Below are 15,289 nucleotides of genomic sequence, written 5' to 3'. Positions count from 1 at the left end.
ACTCATTTTTACTATACTTATTTTTTCACCATACTTACCGCCTGTTTTATCGGCGCTACTAAGGACTGTCATGACTACCTCTGAAAAACCTACCTTTGATACCTTTAAAGGACTATTCAACGAATCTGAATTTGTCTATCGCCATCTAGGTTCTAACGACAGCAAACAAGCCGATATGCTAAAAGCGGTTGGCTATGATGATATGGCAAGCTTTATTAACGATACTGTGCCTGAGCCGGTACGCATGCATAAAGAGTTAGATTTACCACTAGCGATGAGTGAACACGGCGCACTAGCTAGATTGCGTGTGATGGCAGACAAAATCACCGTCAATAAAAGCTATATTGGCCAAGGCTATTCACCAGTACGTATGCCAGCGGTTATTCAACGTAACGTGTTAGAAAATCCAGGCTGGTATACCGCTTACACCCCTTATCAAGCTGAGATTTCTCAAGGTCGTCTAGAAGCGTTGCTTAACTTCCAGCAAGTTTGTATTGATTTGACAGGCCTTGAAATGGCAGGTGCCTCGCTACTTGACGAAGCAACGGCAGCGGCTGAAGCCATGTCAATGTCTAAGCGTATGAGCAAAAGCAAATCAAACCAGTTTTTCGTTGATGAGCGCATTTACCCACAGACGTTAGACGTTATCCGTACCCGTGCTAAGTACTTTGGTTGGGACGTTATCGTTGGTGATTTTGAATTGGCTGAATCTGGCGACTACTTCGGTGCGATCTTCCAGTATGTCGGTCATGAAGGCGATGTTAAAGATTTAACGGACGTTATTAGTGCCGTGAAGAAAAACAAAACTTATACCTCAGTGGTCAGTGACATCATGAGCTTGGTATTGTTAAAATCACCCGCTGATATGGGTGCCGACGTCGCACTAGGTAGCACGCAGCGCTTTGGTATTCCTATGGGTTTTGGTGGTCCACATGCCGCCTACTTTGCATTCTCAGATAAAGCCAAGCGCTCAGCACCTGGTCGTATTATTGGGGTCTCAATAGATGCGCACGGCAACCCTGCCCTACGTATGGCGCTACAAACGCGTGAGCAGCATATTCGCCGCGAAAAAGCCAACTCAAACATCTGTACCTCGCAAGTATTACTGGCTAATCTAGCTGGTATGTATGCCGTCTATCACGGTCCAAGTGGCGTTAAGCGCATTGCTACTCGCATTCATGCTTTCGCGACTGCCTTTGCTGAGGTCATCCGGACCACTGATGACAGTAATAGTGACCTGAATGTGGTGCATGAGCAATTCTTTGATACCGTCGTTGTTGACTGTGGTTCAGAAAAATTGGCCACGCAAATTTTTAAAAATGCGGACAATGTTGGCTATAACTTATGGCGGCTTGGTGACACCAAATTAAGCGTTTCTTTTAATGAAATTAGCGATCAAAAAGACTTCAACGTCTTGACCCAGCTATTCGTTAGTAAGTCGCATGACTTACCTGAAGACGCGACTATTTCTTTAGAGGCAGCGCATCTACGTACCGACGCTATCTTGAGTCATCCGGTCTTTAACTCGCATCATACCGAGCATGAAATGCTACGTTATTTAAAATCGCTTGAAGATAAAGATTTGGCGATGAACCGTAGTATGATTGCGCTTGGTAGCTGTACTATGAAGCTGAATGCAACTAGTGAGATGCTGCCTATCACTTGGCCTGAGTTTGCCAACGTGCATCCTTTTGCACCACGTGACCAAGTCACTGGTTATATCGACATGATTGATAGCCTACAAGACCAACTAAAAGCCATCACTGGTTTTGATGATGTGTCTATGCAGCCGAACTCTGGCGCCTCAGGTGAGTACGCCGGTCTATTGGCTATCCGCCGCTATCATGAGTCACTAGGTGAGACCAATCGCGATATCTGTCTCATTCCTAAGTCTGCGCATGGTACCAATCCTGCAACAGCAATCATGATGGGTATGAAAGTAGTCGTGGTTCTAACTGATGACAATGGTAACGTTGATATCGCTGACCTAACGGCTAAATGTGAAGAGCATAGCGAGAATCTCGGTGCCTTGATGATCACTTATCCATCAACGCATGGTGTGTTCGAAGAAGGCATCCGTATCATGTGTGACCTTATCCATAAGCATGGCGGTCAAGTGTATATGGATGGCGCTAACATGAATGCACAGGTCGGTATCATGCAACCAGCTGATGTGGGCGCAGACGTGCTACACATGAACTTGCACAAAACCTTCTGTATTCCACATGGCGGCGGCGGTCCTGGTATGGGTCCCATCGGTATGAAGGCGCACTTAGCCCCATTCATGGCCAACCATGCCATTAGCCCCGTACATAATGCGCAAAAAGACTTAACAGCAGTGTCGGCAGCGCCTTATGGCTCAGCCAGTATTTTGCCAATCTCATGGATGTATATTGCAATGATGGGCCGTGATGGTCTGTTAGAGGCCACCCATCTAGCGCTATTGAATGCTAACTATGTCGCCTCTGAGCTTAAAGATCATTACCCTGTTCTTTATGCGGGTAAAAATGGACAAGTTGCGCACGAATGTATCATCGATATTCGTCCGCTTAAAGAAGAAACCGGCATTAGTGAAAGTGAAATTGCTAAGCGCTTAATGGATTATGGCTTCCATGCCCCAACCATGAGTTTCCCAGTAGCTGGTACCTTGATGATTGAGCCTACTGAGTCTGAATCAAAAGAAGAATTAGACCGCTTTATCAGTGCGCTAAAATCTATCCAAGAAGAAGCTATGAAAATCAAATCTGGCGAAGATGGCTGGACAGCTGAAGACAACCCATTAGTGAATGCGCCGCATACGGCATCTATGATCACTAATAGCGAATGGTCACATCCATACAGCCGTGATACTGCTGCATTCCCACTACCTTATGTCCGCGCACATAAGTTCTGGCCAAGTGTTTCACGCATTGATGATGCTTACGGCGATAAGAACCTAAGATGTTCTTGCCCAAGTATCGAAAACTACATGTAGTCTTCGATAACGGTAGCTTTTTAATTGAGCCATAACATAAACCTCCAAGTCAGCAGCTGACTTGGAGGTTTTTTTATTTATTGTTGTCTATTAATAATGACCACACTTGGCATTTTAAATCGGCATTTAACACTATAATAAAACCATACAATGATAAAAACGACAGTTAACTTATCAAGCCAAACAACTTTTATGGACTGACCAATGCCGCAAAAAATACCACAAATCCCAAAAAGAAACCGCGTTATTCTTATTCATGGTTTGCACCAAACCGCATGGATTATGTGCCCACTCGCTAAGCGCTTACAAGCGCAAGGGTTTGATACTCATCAATACGGTTATCGTAGTATGCGTGATGGTATAAAAATAAATAGCCAACGTCTCAATAATTGGCTTGAGCAACATCATCATCCTGACCAGCCGATAGACCTTATAGGTCATAGCTTAGGTGGACTTATTATCCGGGATTTTGTTTATCACTATCCGCAATGGCAGATTGGACGCTGCGTGACGCTTGGCACACCGCATGTTGGTAGTATCTGTGCTGATTATATTTGGCGGTTGACGCCTGCTGTGGTAGGAAAATCGTATATTGACGCATTAGATGGGACGGTAGCGCCATTACCTGAGCACATCACTTTGGGTATAATTGCGGGGAACCGCCCCAAGGGTTTGGGGCAACTATTTCTGCAGTATCATAACCGCAAACTACGTAAAGCAGATAGTCCATTACTTGATGAGTATCTTATACACGATGGCACAGTATATTTGAAAGAGACCAAACTTGACGCTGCCGCTGACCACCTAATCATGCCGGTATCTCATACAGGAATGTTAGTCAATGCAGCAGTAGCTGAGCAAATTGCACACTTTTTACAGCATGGGCAATTTAAACGTTAATAGCTATTAAACTTATAACCATTACAGTTATCGCTATTTACTATTGATACCCATACCTTGCTTTAATTCAACTTTATGTTTGTTAATAACAGGTATCAATATTTGGGTGACCCATTCATTACGCCAGCCCTTTAACCCTTGTGGTAACTCATCTAGATCTTTATCAAAGGCAATGACTTCATACAGCTGACCCAGCCATTTTTTACGCATCAATACATTAGCGGGTACACCAATTTGCTCTGACTGCTTATCCACCACTTCTTGTACGGCTTTTGATAGAACTTTATTTTTGGAGCGGTAAGGCGGCAGTAGACAAGGTGGATGCTCGACAGGCGCCAGCATTTTTGCATCATTAATCACCTTCATCAACTCGTCTCCATACAGACGCAGCATACTTCGGTGAATCGTCGTTTTATGGGCCAGCTCGCGCATATTGCTAGGCTTTTCAGTGATAATCTCACGTACCGCTTGTTTTTTAATCACAAAAGTACGAGGTTGATTGGTCGCCCGTGCCAGCTCCTCACGCCATGTCGCTATCGCTTGTAAAGTGGCCATTTGTTGTGAGTTATAACGATAGTCTGCCATCGTTAGATACATGGCCTCATCTTCGACATGCTGAGCCTGATATAGATCGTGGGCGTACAGCTGGCAGTCTGCCCACACATAGTCAAAGAGTCCTTGCGACTTAAGCGCGTGTTCAAGACTTAAGTATAAGGCGGGCAAAAAGCGTACATCATCAATCGCATATTGCTCTTGCTCATCTGATAACGGACGCATGAGCCAATCAGACTGGCTTTGTTCTTTATCAATATGCATATCTAACTGATCATCAAGCGCCTGCTGATAGCCCATTTGTAATTGTCCAGTCAAATAGGACAAAGCAATCTGGGTATCAAAAATATTGGTTAATGGTGGACAGCCGGACAACAGGTAAAAAATACCTAAATCTTCTCCGCAAGCATGCCAAATAGCGACATCAACTTCGCTCAGTGCTTGCCACAATTCTTCCAGTTGCAGCTGCGGTGCGTCTACTAAATAAACATGATCGCCAGTATTTAGCTGCACCAGTGCCAAACGCGGATAATAAGTATCGCGCTTGATAAACTCAGTATCTAATGCCACCCGCCCGCAACTCTCTAGCGCATCAATAACCTCATTGAGCTGGTATTGCTGTTTTATCCAAGTAACCGGCAGTTCATCAGCCACGTCTAACAACGCATCAATATCAGGCTCTGACGGCAATACTGCTGAGTTTGAATCAATCGTTTCGTTTGGTTGACTATTATGAGTAACTTTATCAATAGAGTCAGCAGTTTTGGAGGACAAAAAAGGGTTAGCTGAGGCGCTTAGATCAGAATGGTCAGACACGGGCAGATACCTGCATAAATAGAAAAGAGAAAAACGCTAAAAAATGGCGATTAAAAAGGTTAAAAATAAAACATTGAAGAAAATTAATAGGCGCAGTATAGCAATATCAGGTAATAAAATGGCAGATAAGCGCTCGAAATTTTAAGCAGCTCTTGTCAATAATGATAAAAAACACCCGCGCAAAACTCTCAATTTTTTATAAGAAGGTTTATAAAAAAGAACGATTTTGTATCGCTTGACCAAGGGTCATGCTATCAAGATATTCAAGCTCGCCGCCCATTGGAACGCCTTGAGCTAAACGGGTGACTTTATTGACATGCCGGCTCACTGCTTCACTGATAAAATGTGCGGTGGTCTGCCCTTCAACGGTGGTTCCAGTTGCCAATATCAGCTCTTCAACAGGCTCTTGCTTAACCCGCCATACCAGCTGCTCAATATTTAAATCATCCGCGCTAATACCATCAATCGGTGACAAATGCCCACCTAATACAAAATAACGCCCACGGTAGCCAGCAGTCTGCTCTATGGCCATTACATCAGCAGCAGTCTCGACCACACATAATAAGTTATCATCGCGTCTTGGATCTTGGCATAGGGGACAAATACTATCGTCACTAAAGCTATGACAGCGCTGACACTCAACGATATCACGCATCGCCTCATCAAGTGCTTGAGCAAGCGCCATCCCTTGGGGACGTTTTTTAGTCAGCAGATGTAGCGCCATACGCTGGGCGCTCTTTTGACCAACACCCGGTAAAATACGCAGCTGTTTTACCAGCTGATCAAATTTGGCTGTAAGCAAAGTGACTTCCTTTGTAAATGATATAACTTGTGGAGAGTATAATTTTTAGGAGTTATAAAACGTTATAGATGATAAAAAATTATAAACAAACAAGCAGTAAAATCTAAAATATACCTATAAAAATGGGGTCGCACCGTGTAGATAACAACCCCATTTCTGACTTCAATGCGCCGTGTTTAGCACAAATTAATCCTTAGAACATACCTTGCATGCCTGGTGGTAAACCCATACCTTGGGTCGCGCCAGTCATAGTTTCTTCATATAACTCATCCGCCTGACGTACCGCATCATTAATAGCAGCGGCGATTAAGTCTTCAATCATATCAGGCTCGTCTTCTAACAAGCTTGGATCAATAGTTAAGCGCTTAACCACATGACGACCGGTCATGGTCACTTTAACCAAACCGCTGCCCGCTTCTGCGTAAACTTCTTTATTGCCAAGCTCTTTTTTTGCGGTCTCGACATTGGCTTCGACTTTCTTTTGCATGGTTTGTGCTTGTTGCATCAATGCTTGAATATTCATAATTGCCTCTTATAGAAATGGAAAATTGTTAATAGTAAAAAATCATGCATTATCTTATATAAGCAGCATTATACCGCGATCGTTACAAACTGTCTAAACCGCGTGCCAAATCTTTGATAATATCTTCGACATCTTCCAGACCAACCGACAGACGAATCAGACCATCTTTAACACCCGCTTCAGCGCGTGCTTCGGGACTAAGTCGGAAATGAGTGGTGGTGGCAGGATGAGTGATAGTGGTTTTCGCATCGCCTAGATTATTGGTAATCGAAACCATTTGAGTGGAATCAATTACATGCCAAGCGGCCGACTTTGGATCGTGATTGTTGGGGTTGTCATTGACATTGGTACTGTCACTCGCCTTGACTTCAAAACCCATAATCGCGCCATAGCCATCTTTCATATGATGCTGACGTTTGGTCAATTCATGAGACGGATGATCGCTTAGTCCCGAGAAATGCACAGCGCTAACATTGGGATGAGTGACCAAAAACTGCGCCACTTGATTGGCATTGGCACAGTGTGCCTGCATGCGCAATTTGAGGGTTTCAAGCCCTTTAGTAAAGACCCACGCATTAAATGGGCTCATACTGATACCGCCTGAGCGTACCACAGTGAAGGCTTCTTGCATTAACTTGTCACTACCAACCAGCGCGCCGCCTAGTACTCGGCCTTGACCGTCTAAATATTTGGTAGCTGAATGAATAACCACGTCAGCGCCTAAATCCAATGGACGTTGCAAAGCTGGAGTTCCAAAGCAATTATCAACCACTAGCAAAATATCATTGGCTTTTGACAATTGGCTTAAATAGCCAATATCACAAATCTGCGCTAATGGATTACTGGGGCTTTCACAGTAGATGACTTTAGTATTGGGCTGTACCGCATTTGCCCACGCCTCATTATCGAAACAATCAACATAGCTGACCTCAACGCCAAACTTGGCCATATAGTTGTTGAATAATCCCATGGATGAACCAAATAATTGATTAGCGGCCAACAGATGATCACCGGCTTTTAGATACGCTAAACACATGGTCAAAATCGCGCCCATACCTGAGGCTGTTGCTACCGCTCGCTCACCGTTTTCCAGAGCCGCTAGCCGGCGCTCAAACGTACGCACACTAGGATTGGTATGACGTGAATAAACATTACCAGTCTTAGTGCCATCAAAGTGTGCTGCCGCATCAGCCGCTGAGGTATAAACATAAGAGCTAGTAGTAAAAATAGGTTCTGAGTGCTCGCCCTCGTCAGTGCGATGCTGTCCTGCCCGCACGGCAATGGTCTGCATACCATAACCTAGCCCTAAATCTAGAGCGTCAGAACGCCAATTTGGATCTAGTTTATCTGTATTGCTGTTTAGATCGTTTTTTAAATTATTCTCATCATGACTGCTTTCATCATGCGCTTGCGACTGACTCATAAGTTTTCCATTACTATTGTTAATATTTTCGTTCATACTTATATTGATATTATTAGTATTGATATTTTAGCGACTTGAAAAGAAGATTAACGTTTTTATTTTGGTATTTATGGGGGCTGTAACCTTTGGGTTATCATAGCATGTCACTTAGTATCAGGCACCTGATAACCGTTGTTTTTGAGTGCTTTTTTAGAAAACAGCATCAAGCTTGGCTAAGACTTTGGTTGAGACTTTGGCTAAGAAAAATAACGTATTTTTAATAGGCAGATATCGCCACACCTGATAAGCTTGACGGCCGATTATGTTGTGCTTTACTCACTACACTTTTATGCCGTTTTTTTGCGCAGAATAACTTTAAGTAGACTAAGGTAAATCATTTATGTCGATGTTAAATATAGATCCAAGCAACCTATCGTTGAGTCTCGCGCTTGGACTATCCTTAGGTCTAAGCGGATGTCAAAACTTGCCCAGGCAGCCACATTTACCTGAAAGTCAAAACTTATCGGCACGAGTAAACGCTCTATATCAGCAAAATAGTGAGCACTCTGACGACGAGAACAACCAAGATAACCCTAAGGGCTCGGCGATTGATAATACTGACTTGGTGTCGGCCATCAGTGAGCAAAACAATATACATCCTGACCTGTCTGGCTATCATCCTATTGTAACCGGTGCTAATGCTTTTGCCGCGCGTAGTATATTAACAGAAATGGCCACACGCAATATCGACGTACAATATTATATTTGGCACAATGATCAGGCCGGTCAGCTGCTACTCAAAGATTTATGGAAAGCCGCTGAGCGCGGAATTATCGTGCGCTTATTGCTCGATGACTTTAATAGCAATGCCCAACTTGACCAGCAATTATTACGTTTTGCCAGTCACCCCAATATCGCGGTACGCATTGTTAATCCGCTGATGCACCGCAAATTTCAAATGCTGAACTTTGTCACTGGTCTACCCCGTATTAATCGGCGCATGCACAATAAAAGCATGATTTTTGATAAACAAATTACCATTATCGGTGGGCGCAATATTGGTAATGAATACCTCAGTAATGATCAAAATAGCCAATTCGCTGATTTAGATGTGCTGCTCATTGGTAAGGTAGTGGCAGATATTGACAACAGCTTTACCAGCTACTGGTCAGCGCCGATATCATTCGATATCGAAACCCTTGTGACCCTTGATAAAGGGACAACTACTGACTTTTTAGCGGGTTTAGATAAGCTAGATGAAGATGAAAAGAATAACTCACGTAGCAGTTTAGCAGTCTATAAAACAGCTATTGCAGATTCTTCTATCGATACAGACTTAGTCAATAAGCGCGTGCCCTTTCGTTGGACAGATATGCAGTTTTTAAGTGACGATGTCGGCAAATTGACCAAATCTGTCCCTGCCAATACCAATTTGGTACACCAGCTTCGTACTTTATTAGGTAGCCCCTCTAAGAAACTGACCATTATATCTTCCTACTTTGTACCGACCAAAGATGGGGTTAGTACGCTAGTACAATTGGCTGATTCCGGTGTTGACATTAAGATTTTGACCAACTCTTTTGATGCCACTGATGTAACCGCGGTTCATTCTGGCTACAGCCAATGGCGACCTGCGCTGTTGCGAGCAGGTATCAAAATCTACGAGCTAAAATCAACGGCCAGTGAAGAAAAGCGTGGAAACAAACTGTGGAAAGCACGCAGCCAATCCTCAACCAGCCTACATGCCAAGACCTTTGCTATTGATGATCACCAAGTGTTTATCGGCTCCTATAATGTCGATCCCCGCTCTGCTAATATTAATACCGAGATGGGGGTCATTATTAATGATGACGAGTTGGCGCGGCAATTGCACCAAGCGCTTAGCGATAATTTATTAAGCCAAGCTTATGAAGTTAAGTTAATGGATAATGACCAACTACAATGGCATACCGTTGAGAATGAAGAAAAGGTCATTTATAATTCCGAGCCACGCGTTGGTATGTCCGATCATATCTGGCTTACGATCATGTCATGGTTGCCTATTGATTGGCTGTTATAGTCTGACCATATAGAAGCTTCAACAGCGCTAGCTATACTAATGTGTAGCTAGCGCTGCGCTTAGTTGTATTATTATTTTTGTGGATTAATACCAAAGAAGCCTACAATGGTTTACGGTGAAATGACTGCATATTTTTAAAAATTTCTAACGATCTTTGTACTTTTTAGTGGAAGGTTATTTCGACAATAACCTATCGATCCCCACTTCAATATGTGGATACTTATAATATTATGCCCTCCCGTTCTGAATATGCACTAATGTCTTCTATAGACAGAAATATGGTGTTGTTTATCTGTTTTAGCAGCGCTATCGCGTTTTTCGACTTTTTGATTTATTTATATATTGCAGATACAGTCGCTTTAGCTTTTTTCCCTGCTAATATTGACCCTAACGTCAATAATTTGCAGGGGTTTGGGCTATTTGCTGTTGGTTATCTGGCACGCCCACTTGGTGGGATTATTTTTAGCGGTTATGGCGATACTAAAGGCCGCAAACCGGTACTATTGATTAGTATACTTGTTACCGCTAGTAGCTTGCTGGCAATGGCATTGTTACCAACATACGCCCAATGGGGGTTATTGGCACCAGCTTTGTTTATTTTATTACGACTCATACAAGGTATGGCGTTTGGTGTCTATGTCCCGCTTGCATGGGTCTTCGTTGCAGAACATGTGCCGCGGCAATATCTGTCGGCTGGCTGTAGCTACGTGACCGCCAGTCTCTTTGTGGGTGTATTATTCTCTAACGCCTTTTTTGTATGGCTTAACGCTAACATGACTGCTGAGCAGCTGGTCGATTATGGCTGGCGTTTGCCGTTCTTTGTGGCGGCAATACTGAGTTTTTTACCATTATTAGCCTGGCGTTTTATTCATGAATCACCCTTTTTCGTTGAGATGGTAACTTCAAAGTCTAGTAGCGACGGCGCAAAGCCATTTTCTCTGCTCTTCAAATATTGCAAGCATTCTATATTCATCGCTATGCTGCTGACATTTATTGTATCTAGTATTACTATAGTAGTGGTACTACTGTTACCAGATTTGATTGCGCTACGTTTTACGCCAGATAGTGATTTGTTTGAGCTTTCACACAGTCTCGGCATTGTATTTATGATTTTCGGCTGTGTTTTTTATGGGCTAATCTCTAATTATCAAAACTTTGGTAAAATTCTCGTTATTGGCTCAGTGCTATTAATCGGTCAAATATTTGCTTTTTATTATCATCTGGATGCGGGTGGTGATTATATCTTAATCATGTATGCCCTCTTAGGGTTTTGTGCGGGCATTGTCGGTATGGTGCCAGCCATTTTAGTACAGCTGTTCCCGACCAACGTACGTCTAACAGGCTTGGCATTTTCTTACAATATAACTTATGCTATCGTCGGCGGTTTAGTGCCCTTTGCGCTCGGCTACATCACTATGTTCGTAAGTTTCACACCCGCATTATATATTGCGTTTGTTGGCCTTATCGGGATAATCATGGGGCTTTATTTTTATAACTTACCCGAGTTCAAACAAATTGATGAGTTGATTTAATTCTTGTACCCTGACCTTTTTTAAACTGAGGGTACAACATCATGACAATTAAACACCCATAAAAATATTTCAACGCAAGCAAAGATATTTTGATAAATACACCCAAACTCTTAACCCGCAAGGCTTTAACGCTACATGACTGACTTAATGAGAGATAAGCGATTATCGGTTGCGCCGATGATTGACTGGACGACAACTGATTATCGTTACTTTGCGCGCCTGTTTAATCCGCAAGTGTTCTTATATACCGAGATGATCAGTACTGGAGCGCTGTTACATGGCAATCGCACGCGTCACCTGCGCTTCGATGCACGCGAGCATCCCCTAGTGCTCCAGCTTGGCGGTGCGGATATAAATGAGATGACTCAATGTGCTGAATTTGCCCAGCAGCATGGTTATGATGAGGTGAATATCAATGTTGGCTGTCCCTCTGATCGCGTACAACATAATAAAATTGGCGCTTGTTTAATGGCAGAGCCTACTACCGTCGCAGATTTGGTTAAACACATGCAAGCGGCGGTTGATATTCCAGTGACTGTCAAGCATCGTATTGGTATTGACGATTTTGACAGTTATGAGTTTATGGCAGATTTCGTACGGACTGTCGCTGATTCAGGATGCACGCGCTTTATTGTCCATGCCCGTACCGCATGGCTGCAGGGTTTGAGCCCCAAACAAAACCGCGACATTCCACCGCTGCGTTATGAGGATGTCTATAGACTTAAGCAAGACTTCCCCGCGCTTACTATCGAAATCAACGGCGGTATCGAAACCGTAGAAGATATCCAAGCTCATCTACAACAGGTCGATGGCGTGATGATTGGGCGGGCGTTTTATCATAACCCTTACCTATTAGCACAAACTAATATCTTATGGGGACAGCCCGTTCCTAAGCGCTCAGAGATTTTGGCACAACTATATCCGCATCTGAGTCAGCAGGTTGCCCAAGGCGAGCCATTGTCAACGATGGCCCGGCATTATTTAGGTCTGTTTCAAGGGTTGACCGGCGCACGCAGATGGCGACAAGCCTTAAGTGGTAAGCCTCATTTAACTATTGAAGATATTGAAAGAGCAGCAGATGAAGTTTTGCAATTAAATCCTGATGCTTAAGAAAGTTTGTGTGATAAAGCTTAAGAAACTGCTTAGAGAAGTAAGCAGTTTTCAATAAGGGCTGACTAATTAAGCCGCTTGTGCTAGATACTGCCACATCGCAGCGCCATTATTAATCATATGTAGCAACATCGGCAATAATAGCGAGCCCGACTTGATACGAGCGTAGCAAAATATCAATGCCAATACCACGAGGGTACTGATTTCATATAGACCATATTGCAGATGAATAACGGCAAAGATGACGCTGGTCACGATACTAGCAATTACTGCACCGCGTTGTTCTGAGAACTGCTCAGCAATGGCTGACCACAATACGCCGCGAAATACCAGCTCTTCATATAAGGGTGCGACAATCACTATGGCGACAATCAACAACCACACTGAGTTGACTGACTCATATAAAGGATCAATAAAAACCAGTGGCGATTTTTCCAGCAAATAAGTTAACGCCTCACTGCCAATCATAAATAACAATAATAAGCCAAACATTCCCAAACCAACTGCTAATGAGAACGGTGTGAGTGCTAAATATCGCCGGACATCACTGCCTTTTAAACGAACAATCAACACGCTAAGCGCGGTCAATAATAAAAAGCTGATAAAAATTGAAACGCTAACGACTGTGCCATTACTGCTGCCAAAGAAGAATATGTCGCTAACTGACGATGTACTGGCAGCAGGTAGCAATAGCTTGCCGGCGACATAAACCCCTATCAACTGACTCATAAAAAAGGCAGTAACCATTGCTATTATTAGCGCCAACACGCCCCAGCGCGAAAACAATGGCAGGCGCTTTGGCTGAGGTGTTAATGGGTTATTTAAAATATCAGTAGGATTAGAGTTAGACATGATTAACTATAGCTCGGTGATTGAATAGCCATTACTAGTAGATTGTAAGAGATAACCAACTAAGACGGCAGCTGCTGCTTAATCAAGTCTAAAACATCTGCAGATACAGAGTCTGGGTACTCAAGCGGGAACATGTGGCCACCTTCATGCGTCTGATAATTAATACCCAAACGTGCCTTGATTTGCTGTGGAAATTTGCGTTTTAAAAACAGGCTCCCTTCACCAATTATTAAGGTGACTGGTGGCTTAGGGCCGCGGTTTGGTATCAGCCAATACAAAGATGGATTGGTACGAAAAACAGCGACTTCACTAGCTTTAGGAATCGCTAATGTCACCTTACCATCAGCACGCTCATGTAGACCATGCTCAATATAACCTTGAAAGCTACGCTCATCAAAACTTTTAAAAAAGCCTTTATGACGTAGCTTATCGTAAGCGTCTTCACGGCTATCCCAGACATCACGGCGGTTCTTGGATACCCCAGCTGGTGATAACTTATCCATTAATCGATTGTTCATCAGCGGCAGTCTATCGGCGGTCTTAGCAAGATGCCATATGAAGCTGGTCTTGCCATAAAGCCAAGGTGGATCTAATAGCACCGCTTGACTAAAATATTTAGGCGCGCGGTATAACGCTTGTAAGGTACATAAGCCGCCCAGTGAATGCCCAATAGCGACTACTTGCGTCACGCCATGTTGCTCACAAGTGTGCTTCACACTATCAATAATTTGCTGCGTTAAGCTGCGCCAATGATCATCCACGGGATAATTGGGATTATCGCCTAGCATAGGAATATATTCAATGGTAAAAAACGCCTCTAAGCCCTCAAAAAGCGGCTGATAGACGGCGCTTGGCATACCATTGGCATGAGCGAAATGAATAACCGGCTTTTGCGTTTTTTTAGATGCTGGCAGCGACGCAAAGGTCTGCGAATTAATAACGCTCATGACTTACCCTTACTATTTCTCATTAGTTACGGTTAATTTTTACTAAATCGGATTTATTGATAACTTAGATTAACACACCAAGTGCAACGCTAAATGATGTTATAGAATACCTGATTTGGTGTTTTGAATCCCAATCGTTTTCTTGGTCTGCTATTTAATCTGTCCTCAATGGCTTGTACCTCATCATCGGATACTTGTCTAAAGTCACAGCCTTTAGGCAGGTACTCTCTGATTAGACCATTGGTATTCTCGTTTGTTCCTCTTTGCCATGACGCATAAGTATCAGCGAAGTAGAACATACTGTAGAGGCGTTCTTTCACCTCTTTATGCTCAGCAAACTCCTTACCATTGTCAGAGGTAATCGTCTTAACGTGTAGTCTAACTGGGGTCAGTAGAGTTACCATAGCATCCGCCACCAGATGAGCGCTCTTTTTAGTGACCCGTTGCATCTTAACCAAACCTGTCTTTCGCTCTACTAGCGTCACGATGGCCTGTTTGTGGTTTTGACCAATAATGGTATCGGCTTCCCAGTCGCCAATACGGGATCGATCTTCGACTACTTGCGGACGTTTATGAATAGAGACCCTGTCATTGATGCGACCACGAGTCTCGTCAGTCAGCCTTTGACGGTAAGGTTTGGCTTTACGTCTTAGATACTGCCATAACCCGCCACCTTGTTTCTTGTCTGTCCACAGGTAGCGATAGATACTCATGTGGCTGATACCGCCATGGACGCCTGCTATTTGTTCAGGACTCCAACTCTCTTTAAGCTTGTCTGTAACCCAAGCCCAAACCTCTGAGATGATAGTAAACGCGTTGT

General features: G+C 43.5%; 12 protein-coding genes. 5 read left to right on the top strand and 7 right to left on the bottom strand.

Translation table 11 applies throughout. From position 1 onward, the window contains the following. Positions 1–70 precede the first annotated feature (70 nt). Positions 71–2,974 carry an aminomethyl-transferring glycine dehydrogenase gene (gene gcvP / locus JMX97_RS03015; RefSeq protein ID WP_201555278.1) on the top strand — a complete coding sequence of 968 codons (2,904 nt, stop codon included), beginning with the start codon at positions 71–73 and terminating at the stop codon, positions 2,972–2,974. 204 nt (positions 2,975–3,178) lie between these two features. Further along, positions 3,179–3,874, top strand: coding sequence for an esterase/lipase family protein (locus JMX97_RS03010; RefSeq protein ID WP_201555276.1), 696 nt, complete (start codon positions 3,179–3,181; stop codon positions 3,872–3,874). 33 nt (positions 3,875–3,907) lie between these two features. Here JMX97_RS03010 and JMX97_RS03005 read toward each other — a convergent pair whose 3' ends face one another. The 4 genes from JMX97_RS03005 to JMX97_RS02990 form a co-directional block, all read right to left on the bottom strand. Beyond that, a complete protein-coding gene (locus JMX97_RS03005) occupies positions 3,908–5,242 on the bottom strand; it encodes a ribonuclease D (protein ID WP_320157735.1) in 1,335 nt (444 codons plus the stop codon). Between the two features lie 208 nt (positions 5,243–5,450). After that, on the bottom strand, positions 5,451–6,044 hold the full coding sequence (gene recR, locus JMX97_RS03000) for a recombination mediator RecR (protein WP_201555268.1): 594 nt from the start codon (positions 6,042–6,044) through the stop codon (positions 5,451–5,453). A 193-nt stretch (positions 6,045–6,237) separates the two neighbouring features. Then, complete coding sequence (locus JMX97_RS02995; protein WP_201555266.1) at positions 6,238–6,567, bottom strand: YbaB/EbfC family nucleoid-associated protein; 330 nt, start codon at positions 6,565–6,567, stop codon at positions 6,238–6,240. Positions 6,568–6,649: 82 nt separating this feature from the next. Next, positions 6,650–7,858, bottom strand: coding sequence for an O-succinylhomoserine sulfhydrylase (locus JMX97_RS02990; RefSeq protein WP_201555422.1), 1,209 nt, complete (start codon positions 7,856–7,858; stop codon positions 6,650–6,652). A gap of 511 nt (positions 7,859–8,369) precedes the next feature. Between JMX97_RS02990 and JMX97_RS02985 the strand changes: the two genes are divergently transcribed. From JMX97_RS02985 to dusA, 3 genes are all read left to right on the top strand, one after another. Next, the gene (locus tag JMX97_RS02985; RefSeq protein WP_201555264.1) at positions 8,370–10,028 is read left to right on the top strand and encodes a phospholipase D family protein; all 1,659 of its coding nucleotides are present in this window, start codon (positions 8,370–8,372) and stop codon (positions 10,026–10,028) included. Positions 10,029–10,258: 230 nt separating this feature from the next. Continuing rightward, the gene (locus JMX97_RS02980; protein ID WP_201555262.1) at positions 10,259–11,560 is read left to right on the top strand and encodes an MFS transporter; all 1,302 of its coding nucleotides are present in this window, start codon (positions 10,259–10,261) and stop codon (positions 11,558–11,560) included. Positions 11,561–11,695: 135 nt separating this feature from the next. After that, positions 11,696–12,670, top strand: coding sequence for a tRNA dihydrouridine(20/20a) synthase DusA (gene dusA / locus JMX97_RS02975; protein ID WP_201555260.1), 975 nt, complete (start codon positions 11,696–11,698; stop codon positions 12,668–12,670). Positions 12,671–12,739: 69 nt separating this feature from the next. Here the strand turns inward: dusA and JMX97_RS02970 are convergent, their stop codons facing one another. From JMX97_RS02970 to JMX97_RS02960, 3 genes are all read right to left on the bottom strand, one after another. Then, complete coding sequence (locus JMX97_RS02970; RefSeq protein ID WP_201555258.1) at positions 12,740–13,522, bottom strand: CPBP family intramembrane glutamic endopeptidase; 783 nt, start codon at positions 13,520–13,522, stop codon at positions 12,740–12,742. A 59-nt stretch (positions 13,523–13,581) separates the two neighbouring features. After that, positions 13,582–14,469 (bottom strand): alpha/beta fold hydrolase, encoded by an 888-nt coding sequence (locus tag JMX97_RS02965; RefSeq protein WP_201555256.1) that lies wholly within the window; start codon positions 14,467–14,469, stop codon positions 13,582–13,584. Between the two features lie 89 nt (positions 14,470–14,558). Further along, positions 14,559–15,289 (bottom strand): IS30 family transposase (locus JMX97_RS02960; protein ID WP_201555254.1); only part of this gene is annotated, 731 nt, incomplete at its 5' end.

Source organism: Psychrobacter sp. 72-O-c (assembly GCF_904846605.1).
In the GTDB taxonomy this organism is placed as follows: Bacteria; Pseudomonadota; Gammaproteobacteria; order Pseudomonadales; family Moraxellaceae; genus Psychrobacter.
The sequence above is the reverse complement of the archived record's forward strand: the minus strand, read 5'-3'. Positions and strand labels throughout refer to the sequence as shown.

Bases quoted from the DNA above. Each gene is read 5' to 3' on its own strand.
- gcvP (WP_201555278.1), top strand. From the start codon at position 71: ATGACTACCTCTGAAAAACCTACCTTTGATACCTTTAAAGGACTATTC.
- JMX97_RS03010 (WP_201555276.1), top strand. From the start codon at position 3,179: ATGCCGCAAAAAATACCACAAATCCCAAAAAGAAACCGCGTTATTCTT.
- JMX97_RS02995 (WP_201555266.1), bottom strand. From the start codon at position 6,567: ATGAATATTCAAGCATTGATGCAACAAGCACAAACCATGCAAAAGAAA.
- JMX97_RS02990 (WP_201555422.1), bottom strand. From the start codon at position 7,858: ATGCAGACCATTGCCGTGCGGGCAGGACAGCATCGCACTGACGAGGGC.
- JMX97_RS02985 (WP_201555264.1), top strand. From the start codon at position 8,370: ATGTCGATGTTAAATATAGATCCAAGCAACCTATCGTTGAGTCTCGCG.
- JMX97_RS02980 (WP_201555262.1), top strand. From the start codon at position 10,259: ATGCCCTCCCGTTCTGAATATGCACTAATGTCTTCTATAGACAGAAAT.
- dusA (WP_201555260.1), top strand. From the start codon at position 11,696: ATGACTGACTTAATGAGAGATAAGCGATTATCGGTTGCGCCGATGATT.
- JMX97_RS02970 (WP_201555258.1), bottom strand. From the start codon at position 13,522: ATGTCTAACTCTAATCCTACTGATATTTTAAATAACCCATTAACACCT.
- JMX97_RS02965 (WP_201555256.1), bottom strand. From the start codon at position 14,469: ATGAGCGTTATTAATTCGCAGACCTTTGCGTCGCTGCCAGCATCTAAA.